8 protein-coding genes and 1 pseudogene are annotated in these 8,236 nt (G+C 72.3%); 4 read left to right on the top strand and 5 right to left on the bottom strand.

Annotation, left to right across the window (positions count from 1 at the left end):
* Positions 1 to 3: 3 nt before the first annotated feature.
* The 4 genes from ACIGXJ_RS02265 to ACIGXJ_RS02280 all read right to left on the bottom strand — a co-directional run bounded on the left by ACIGXJ_RS02265 (position 4) and on the right by ACIGXJ_RS02280 (position 3,859).
* The gene (locus ACIGXJ_RS02265) at positions 4 to 1,005 is read right to left on the bottom strand and encodes an NAD-dependent epimerase/dehydratase family protein (protein ID WP_399640426.1); all 1,002 of its coding nucleotides are present in this window, start codon (positions 1,003 to 1,005) and stop codon (positions 4 to 6) included.
* A gap of 72 nt (positions 1,006 to 1,077) precedes the next feature.
* Positions 1,078 to 1,644, bottom strand: a complete 567-nt coding sequence (locus ACIGXJ_RS02270; protein WP_399640429.1) for a winged helix-turn-helix domain-containing protein — start codon at positions 1,642 to 1,644, stop codon at positions 1,078 to 1,080.
* Positions 1,645 to 2,070: 426 nt separating this feature from the next.
* Positions 2,071 to 3,102: a glutamine synthetase gene (gene glnII, locus ACIGXJ_RS02275; protein WP_399640432.1), complete on the bottom strand. Its 1,032-nt coding sequence runs from the start codon at positions 3,100 to 3,102 to the stop codon at positions 2,071 to 2,073.
* A gap of 307 nt (positions 3,103 to 3,409) precedes the next feature.
* On the bottom strand, positions 3,410 to 3,859 hold the full coding sequence (locus tag ACIGXJ_RS02280; protein WP_399640435.1) for a MarR family transcriptional regulator: 450 nt from the start codon (positions 3,857 to 3,859) through the stop codon (positions 3,410 to 3,412).
* 70 nt (positions 3,860 to 3,929) lie between these two features.
* On the opposite strand from ACIGXJ_RS02280, the gene ACIGXJ_RS02285 reads away from it, so the two are divergent.
* Positions 3,930 to 4,784 (top strand): alpha/beta fold hydrolase, encoded by an 855-nt coding sequence (locus ACIGXJ_RS02285; protein WP_399640438.1) that lies wholly within the window; start codon positions 3,930 to 3,932, stop codon positions 4,782 to 4,784.
* A gap of 3 nt (positions 4,785 to 4,787) precedes the next feature.
* Here the strand turns inward: ACIGXJ_RS02285 and ACIGXJ_RS02290 are convergent, their stop codons facing one another.
* Entirely contained in the window at positions 4,788 to 5,522 is a 735-nt protein-coding gene (locus ACIGXJ_RS02290; RefSeq protein WP_399640440.1) for a hypothetical protein, read from the bottom strand.
* A 209-nt stretch (positions 5,523 to 5,731) separates the two neighbouring features.
* Here ACIGXJ_RS02290 and ACIGXJ_RS02295 point away from each other — a divergent pair, with 209 nt between their 5' ends.
* The 3 genes and pseudogenes from ACIGXJ_RS02295 (at position 5,732) to ACIGXJ_RS02305 (ending at position 8,103) form a co-directional block, all read left to right on the top strand.
* The gene (locus tag ACIGXJ_RS02295; RefSeq protein ID WP_399640443.1) at positions 5,732 to 6,196 is read left to right on the top strand and encodes a sensor domain-containing protein; all 465 of its coding nucleotides are present in this window, start codon (positions 5,732 to 5,734) and stop codon (positions 6,194 to 6,196) included.
* A pseudogene (locus tag ACIGXJ_RS02300) lies at positions 6,153 to 6,383 on the top strand (response regulator transcription factor); the annotation flags it as partial. The gene ACIGXJ_RS02295 and the pseudogene ACIGXJ_RS02300, both read left to right, overlap by 44 nt.
* Positions 6,384 to 6,522: 139 nt before the next feature.
* Positions 6,523 to 8,103 (top strand): DUF1996 domain-containing protein, encoded by a 1,581-nt coding sequence (locus tag ACIGXJ_RS02305; RefSeq protein ID WP_399640446.1) that lies wholly within the window; start codon positions 6,523 to 6,525, stop codon positions 8,101 to 8,103.
* Positions 8,104 to 8,236: the final 133 nt, after the last annotated feature.

An 8,236-nucleotide genomic window follows, 5' to 3' on the forward strand; every position in this document is an offset into this window, starting at 1 on the left:
CCGTCAGCGGCTCCCCGTTCGAAGCACCTTCGCCTCCAGCTCCGGGTCCAGGCCCACCGCCGGCCGGTCCGGGCGCTGCGGGGCGCTGCCGCCGACGGACCGCAGCCAGGCCCAGGTGTCGGCGACCGTCTCCGCGACCGGGCGGCAGGTGAGGCCGGCGGCGACGGCGCGGGAGACGTCGGCGCAGTGGAGGGCCTCGTGCAGGTCGGTGCCCGGCGGGACCCAGACGGGGAGCTGGGTCCAGGGCTCGATGCCCGCGTCGAGGACGGCCGAGGGGTCGGTCCAGCGGAGCTCCGCGCTCGCGCCGGTGACCGACCGGCAGGCCTCCAGCAGGGCACCCATCGTGGCGTGGCCGCGTGGGCTGATGAGGTTGTACGGCCCGACGAGTTCGCGTTCGACCGCGCCGAGCGTCCAGTCGGCGAGGTCGCGGACGTCGACGTACTGGATCGGCAGGTCCCGGGGGCCCGGCGCCAGCGCGGGGCCGCCGCGGGCGAGCCGGTTGAGCCACCAGGGCAGCCGTCCGATGTTCTCGTACGGGCCGAGGATCAGGCCCGCGCGGACGAGCAGTGAGGCGTCCGCGCCGAAGGTGCCGGCGGCGGCCAGTTCGCCGCCGCGCTTGTCGTGCGCGTAGTCGGTCTGCCCGGCGTCGGGCTCGGCGCCCTCGACGAGGGGCGCGTCCTCGGTGTAGCCGGCGGGCGGGGCCCACGCGTACACCGAGCAGCTCGACACGTACACGTAGCGGCCGACGCGCCCGTGCAGGAGGCGGGCCGCGTCCCGTACGGCGCGGGGCGCGGCCGACCAGGTGTCGACGACCGCGTCCCACTCGCCCTCGGCCAGCGGGTCCAGGCCGCCGGGTGCGGTGCGGTCACCGACCAGCGGCCGTACGCCGGGGACGGGTGTCTCCCGCCCCCGGTTGAACACCGTCACCTCCCAGCCGCGTCCGAGCGCGGCCTCCACGACGGCCCGTCCGACGAAATGCGAACCACCCAGCACCAGAAGTCTCATGCCGGTGACTCTGCCCCGTCGCGGGCGGGCGTGGGAAGCGTGCTTAGCCGTCGGCAGAACGGCCCGACCGGTTCAGCGGGCGATGGGCGGCGTGTACTTGTAGCCGACCCGGCGCACGGTCTGGATGGACTGGCGGTACTCGGCGCCCAGCTTGCGGCGCAGCCGGGCGATGTGGACGTCGACGGTGCGGCCGTCGCCGACATGGCCGTAGCCCCACACCGTGGTGACGAGGTGGTCGCGGGTGTGGACCCGGTTCGGGTGGGCGACGAGGTGGGCCAGCAGCTCGAACTCGAGGTAGGTCAGGTCCAGTTCGCGCCCCGCCACGGCGGCCGTGCGCTGCACGGGGTCGATGCGGACCACGGGGGTCTCGCCGCCGTCCAGGACGGCCGGCTCGGCCGGCAGCGGGGGCTCCTGGCCGGCCGGGACCAGCACCAGGTATCCGACCATCGGCGGGCGGCCCGGCAGGGTCGGCAGGGTGTGCTGGGGGGCCGGCAGCCAGGTGGCGCCCGGCGGGAGGAAGTCCGCGAGGTCGGGCACCTCGTCCGGGCCGACGGCGCGCAGCCGGTGGCGTGCCGGGGGCTCCTGCGGGGCGGGCGCGGGAAGCGTGGAGAGGGGGGAAAGGGAACGGGTGGTCGCCATGAGTCGTCAGCTCTTTCGCGCGAGAGGTTCGTCGGGAGGATCGACGGCCGCGAGGTCGTGGTCGGGCTCGTCGAGGGACGTACGTCGTTGCGCGCTGGGCCGAAGGCCGGGTGGGTGTACGGCTTTAGAGGGCCCGCGCGTTCGTCGCGCGGCGACACACCCGGTCGAAGTCGTGGTGCTGACGGGAGGGCCAGAAGGGCTCGAGGTCATGGCGACCCGTCGCGGTGCACTTCTGGTAGCTGGCCATGCCCATATTGAAGCAGACGCCCGCGCCGGGCGGACCCCTCCTCTCACCGATCGGACACTTCCGCGACCGGATGGCGGTCATGGTCCGGCGCCGGGGGCCGACTTGCCTGCCGGCGCATGCGGAAGGGGGCGCCCACCTCGCGGTGGACGCCCCCTTCCGGGAAGCCGTGAGCCGGCGGATCAGACCTGGCCGGCCTTCTCCAGGGCGGCGCAGCAGGTGTCGACGAGCAGGCGGGTCACGACGTACGGGTCGACGTTGGCGTTCGGGCGGCGGTCCTCGATGTAGCCCTTGCCGTCCTTCTCGACCTGCCACGGGATGCGGACCGAGGCGCCGCGGTCGGAGACGCCGTAGGAGTACTTGTCCCACGGGGCGGTCTCGTGCAGACCGGTCAGGCGGTCGTCGATGCCGGCGCCGTAGTTCTTGACGTGGTCGAGCGGCTTGGAGCCCTCGCCGAGCGCCTCGGCGGCGATGATGATCGCGTCGTAGTTCTCGCGCATCGCCTTGGTGGAGAAGTTGGTGTGGGCGCCGGCGCCGTTCCAGTCGCCCTTGACCGGCTTGGGGTCGAGGGTGGCGGAGATGCCGAAGTCCTCGGCGGTGCGGTAGAGCAGCCAGCGGGCCACCCACAGCTGGTCGGAGACCTCCAGCGGGGCCAGCGGGCCGACCTGGAACTCCCACTGGCCGGGCATGACCTCGGCGTTGATGCCGGAGATGCCGAGGCCGGCGGCGAGGCAGTTGTCGAGGTGCTTCTCGACGATCTCGCGGCCGAAGATCTCGTCGGCGCCGACACCGCAGTAGTAGCCGCCCTGCGGGGCCGGGAAGCCGCCCTCGGGGAAGCCGAGCGGGCGGGCGCCGTCGAAGAAGGTGTACTCCTGCTCGATGCCGAAGATCGACTCCTGGGCGGCGTACCGCTCGGCGACCTCGGCCAGCGCGGCACGGGTGTTGGACTCGTGCGGCGTCATGTCGATGTTCAGGACCTCGCAGAGCACGAGGATGTCGTCGCCGCCACGGATCGGGTCCGGGCAGGTGAAGACCGGCTTGAGGACGCGGTCCGAGGCGTGGCCCTCGGCCTGGTTGGTGGAGGACCCGTCGAAGCCCCAGATCGGCAGCGCGTCCAGACCGGCGGGCGAACCCGCGATGATCTTGGTCTTGGAGCGGAGCTTGGCGGTCGGCTGGGTGCCGTCGATCCAGATGTACTCAGCCTTGAAGGTCACGGGCCACTTCCTTCGGGGGTGGGTCTACCACTGCGGGTGCTGCGGCGCTGCGGCACCGGAGCGCCGCCGTCGATGCCCGGAGCCTGCCAACAGGCGATTTCCCGGTCATTGCTCGAATGTGAACCCCGTGTTACCTGGTGTTGGTGTGCCCCATCTCACGTCGTGAGGGCCCGCCCCGTGCGGGGCGCCGCGGATCCCGCCGGTTCACACGTGCAGGACGTGCGCGCGCCGGGCCTTCGTATGCGAGGGGAATGCGCGAACCCGCACGGGAGTGGGGCGGTCGGTGCCCGGGCGCGGGGGCGCGCGGTCACTCCGCCTGCGCCGCCGCGTCCCGTACGCCGGCCAGGAAGCGGCGGATCGCCGCCAGCTCCTTGTCGTCGCACTCCCGCAGCAGCTCCACCGTCCGCCCGATCAGCGGGCCGAAGAAGGCCCAGCCCAGCTCGACGGCCCGTTCCTCGACCTGGACGACGACCTGGCGGCGGTCCCGTTCGCCGCGCACCCGGCGGACGTGCCCGGCCCGCTCCAGACGGTCGACCAGGGCGGTCGTACCGGCGGAGTTCAGGCCCAGTGCGGTGCCCAGCCGGCCGGCGGTCAGCTCCTCGCCCGCGCGGGCGGCGTCCATGAGGGCGATCAGGGCCCGTACGTCGGTGGGGTGCATGGCGTTGCGGTTCGCGAACCGGGCGCTGTGCAGCCCGAGTTCGACCGTCACCGCACGGAGCAGATGGACGATCTCCATCTCCGGTCCCGGCTCCCGCATCCCCCGCACCTCCGGCTATCATCTCGTTCCACGACAATCTCGCTCAACGAGATAATAGGGGGCGCCGGCCTTGGGGACATACGACTTCGACGGGTTCTTCTCCGCGTACGACAAGGTCGTGGCGAAGTGGCCGGCCGGCCGGGAGGCGGTCGAGGTGCCCACGCCGTACGGGACGACGTACGTCCATGTCTGCGGGCCCGCCGACGGGCCCGCGCTGGTGCTGCTGCCGGGCGGCGGGGGCGCGACCTCGGCCTCCTGGTACGCGCAGGTGAGCGAGCTGGCCCGTACCCACCGGGTGTACGCCGTCGATCTGGTCGGCCGGCCCGGGCGCAGCGCGCGGGCCGGCGACCGTCCCCTCCGTGCGGTCGCCGACCTCACCGCCTGGCTCGACGCGCTGCTCGACGGGCTCGGCGTCGAGGCCGCCGATGTGGGCGGGCATTCCTACGGCGCCTGGATCGCACTGCATCACGCCCTCGGCTCGCCCGCGCGGGTGCGCCGCCTGTTCCTGCTGGACCCGACCGGGTGTTTCGCCGGGTTCGCGGCGGCGTACCTGCTGCGGGCCGCGCCGATGCTGCTGCGGCCCTCGGCGCGCCGGGTGCGGGCCTTCCTGGAGTGGGAGACCGCGGGAGCCGTGCTGGATCCCGACTGGCTGCGCCTCCAGGAGGCGGCCGCCGGCTTCCCCTCCGCGAAGCCGGTGACCGGACCGCGTCCCGCACCCGGGGCGCTGGGCGGCCTGGACGTGCCCGTCCTGCTGCTCGTGGCCGCGAACAGCAGGACCCATGACCCGTCCGCGGTGGCCGCCCGCGCGGCCCGACTGCTGCCGCGCGCACAGGTCGAGGTCCTCGCGGACGTCTCCCATCACGCGCTGCCGCAGTCCGCGCCGGCCGGTCTGGCCGGCCGTCTCAGCGGTTTCCTGGCGTCCTGAGCCTCACCCCACCTTCTCGATCACGGCCCGGCGGATCAGGAACTTGCCGGGCTCGCGGACCTGCTCGAAGGCGGCGTTGTTCAGCAGCACACAGCTACCGGAGACCGAGGTGACCTCGACGGTCGTGGACTTGTTGTTGTCGAGGTTGGTCACCTTCAGCTTCGTGCCGGCCGGGAACTGGTTGCTGGACGCGGCCGGGGCGCCGCCCTCTCCGGAGAGGGTGACGGTGGAGCCGTTGCAGACCTGCTGACCGGAGGCCGCGGGCGGCTGCGATGCCTGCGCGGGAGGAGCGGGGGACGCGGCCCCGCCGCCGCCCCCGGCCTCCGCCCCGCCCCCGGCCTGCTGGCCCTGACCCTGGCCCTGCTCTTGCCCGGCCTGGCCCTGCTGCTGTCCCTGCTGCTGTCCCTGTTGGCCGTTCTGTGCCGCCTGGGAGCCCTGAGCCGACTCCCCCACGACGCATCCGGCCGCTTCCTGCTGCCGTTCGATCTGCTCGATGACGGCCTCGCGGTTGGCGATCCGCGCCGCCGACTGGGCGTCGGGGTTGGCCCGCTGGCCCTCGATGAAGCGTTCGTTGTTGCCGAGCGCGGTGGCGAGGCCCTGGCAGACGGTGGAGTCCTTCGCCGACTGCGCGGCGTTGGAGGTGCTCGCCATGACGAAGGCACCTCCTCCCGCGACCGTGGCCGCGCTCACCAGCAGCGCCAGCTTCTTCTTCGTACTGAGAGTCCTCCTACGCGACATGCGCGCCTCCTGGGAGTCGGGGAGAGGTCGCCGCTATGTACGAGATCCCGAACGGAGTTACTCAGCGGTCACGACAGCGGCCGGGCGTAACCTGCGTCACACACAGGCGACTTGGTGTACCTGGCAGCACCCCTCCCCCGGGCCCTCACCCCCGTGCTCTGCGAGCCCGTCTCGGCCAGAGTGGACCCCGGAGCGGAAGAGGTGGGGTCATGGCGGTGGCGAAGCCGCGCGATGTGCTGGTGGCCGGGGCGCGCGGGCTGGGGCTGGCGGTGCTGGGCTGGACCGCCTCCGTCGCGCTCACCGTGCTGACGGTGGTGTCGGTCGTCTACATCCCGCTCGGTGTCGGGGTGCTGGCCACCCCCACCGTGCTGACCGCGGTCCGCGCGTACGCCGGGAAGCGGCGGGAGCTGGCCGAGGAGTGGGGCGAGGTGCGGATCCCCCCCCGGTACGCGCCGTCGCCCGAGCCCCGGCCGGGGATCATGGGGCGGGCCGAGCTGGCGCACGCGCTGCTGCGGAACCCCGGGACATGGCGGGACCTGCGGTGGCTGTGCGTGGACATGCTGGCCGGAACCGGACTGGCCGTGCTGGCACCCGCGCTGCTGGTGCAGGGGCTGCTGGGGCTGGTGGTGCCGCTCGGGCGAGGACCGGCCGCTGGCCCGGCTCACCCCGCGTGAGCGGGAGGTGCTGGAGCTGATGGCGCAGGGCCGCTCGAACGCGGCGATCGCCGCCAGGCTGACCGTGACCGAGCGGGCCGTCGCCAAGCACACGGCGAACATCTTCGCCAAGCTCGGTCTGGAGGTCCGCGAGGACGACAACCGGCGGGTGCTGGCCGTCCTCGCCTTCCTGGACGGGGACCACTGATCTTCAACACCGGCTTACCGCACGGCTGTTGATTTCTGTGACGTTTGAACACCGGTGGGACCGCGTCCGTATGGAACGGAGCCGCTTCACTCCTGTCGGGCGCCTCGATGCTGCCCCGCAAGGAAGTCAGAGGAGTTCCATGGGACGCAACACACGAAAACGCCGTACGCCGCTGGCCACCAAGGCCATTGCCGCATCGGCGGCCCTAGCGCTCGGTGGGGGCGGGCTGATCTGGGCGAACTTCTACGCCTCGGCGCACGAGGACCGAGACACCTGGACCGACCGGACGAAGGCGGCCGGCGTGCAGGTGGCCACGATCGACTGCCCGGACGTCGGCCAGCAGCTCACCGACGTACCGGACCGGGCCCGGGGCGAGGTCGACGGCGAACTCGCCACGATGGACCAGCAGATCACCGAGGCATACCAGCGACTGGCGACCACCCGGGACGCCCAGACGCGGGACCCGAACTTCGTCCAGAACGCGATCCTGCAGCCGCTGAAGGACCGACGGCAGGCGATCATCGACCGCATCCAGCTGGAGATCAACCGCGTCGGGGGCAGCGCCCCCGAGAGCCTCGACGGACTGTCCGGCTGTACCGCCGCCCCCTCGGAGCAGCCGCAGACCAACGACGGCGAGCAGGACGGCGGTCAGCAACAGGACGACGGCCAGCAGCAGGACGGTGGTCAGGACCAGAACGGGGACGGCCAGCAGGACGGCGGCCAGGACCAGAACGGCGACGGCCAGCAGGACGGTGGTCAGGACCAGAACGGCGACGGCCAGCAGGGCAACGGCAACGGCGGTCAGGCCGGGAACGGTCCCGTCGCCGACGACTTCGTGGACATCACCACGGTCCAGCCCAACGTCCAGCGGATCAACCGCGGCCGCAACGCCTCCACCGGCTCCTTCACCACCAAGTGCGGTGTGAACGAGAACAAGAAGTTCAACACCGACAACGTCATCGTGGCGCCCGGCGTCAGCAACGGCGCCCACCACCTCCACGACTACGTCGGCAACCAGGCCAACGACGCCTTCGCGAACAACGACACGTTCGCGGACGCCGGCACCAGCTGCGCCAACCAGGGCGACAAGTCCTCCTACTACTGGCCGGTGCTGCGGGTGCAGGACGGCACGCAGGACTTCGACCAGAACAACGACGGCGGCGGGAAGGAGGGCAACGTCGGCCGGATCCTGCAGGCGAAGCAGGCGCAGATCAAGTTCTTCGGCAGCCCGAAGTCCAAGGTCGTGGCGATGCCGAAGTTCCTGCGGATCATCACCGGCGACGCCAAGGCCTTCACCAACGGGCCCGGCAACGCCAACGCCTCCTGGAGCTGCACCGGCTTCGAGGACCGGCAGCTGAAGGACAAGTACCCGATCTGCCCCGACGGCAGTGACGTGGTGCGCACCTTCAAGTTCCAGAGCTGCTGGGACGGCCAGAACATCGACAGCGCCAACCACCGCACGCACGTGGCGTTCGCGGACGGCGAGGGCCGCTGCCAGAACGGCTTCCAGGCGATCCCGCAGCTGGTGATGCGGCTCGTCTACGACGTCGAGGCGCCGGTGATCGAGAACGGCCAGGTGCGGAACGCGTTCGCGGTGGACGGTTTCCCCGAGCAGCTGCACAAGGCGATCACCGACCACGACGACTTCATCAACGTCTTCGACGAGGGCCTGATGGACAAGATGGTCCGCTGCATCAACTCCGGGGCACGCTGCCAGTAGGCGCCCTTGACGAGCGGGGGGGGGGGGGGGGGGGGGGGGGCGCCCCCCCCCCCCCCCGGGGGGGGGGGGGGGGGGGGGGCTTTTTTTATGAGCCCGAAGCGCCCCCCCCCCCCCCCGCCCCCCCGCGGGGCGC

Origin of the sequence: Streptomyces sp. NPDC053367, from assembly GCF_044545925.1 — a bacterium.
GTDB lineage: Bacteria > Actinomycetota > Actinomycetes > Streptomycetales > Streptomycetaceae > Streptomyces.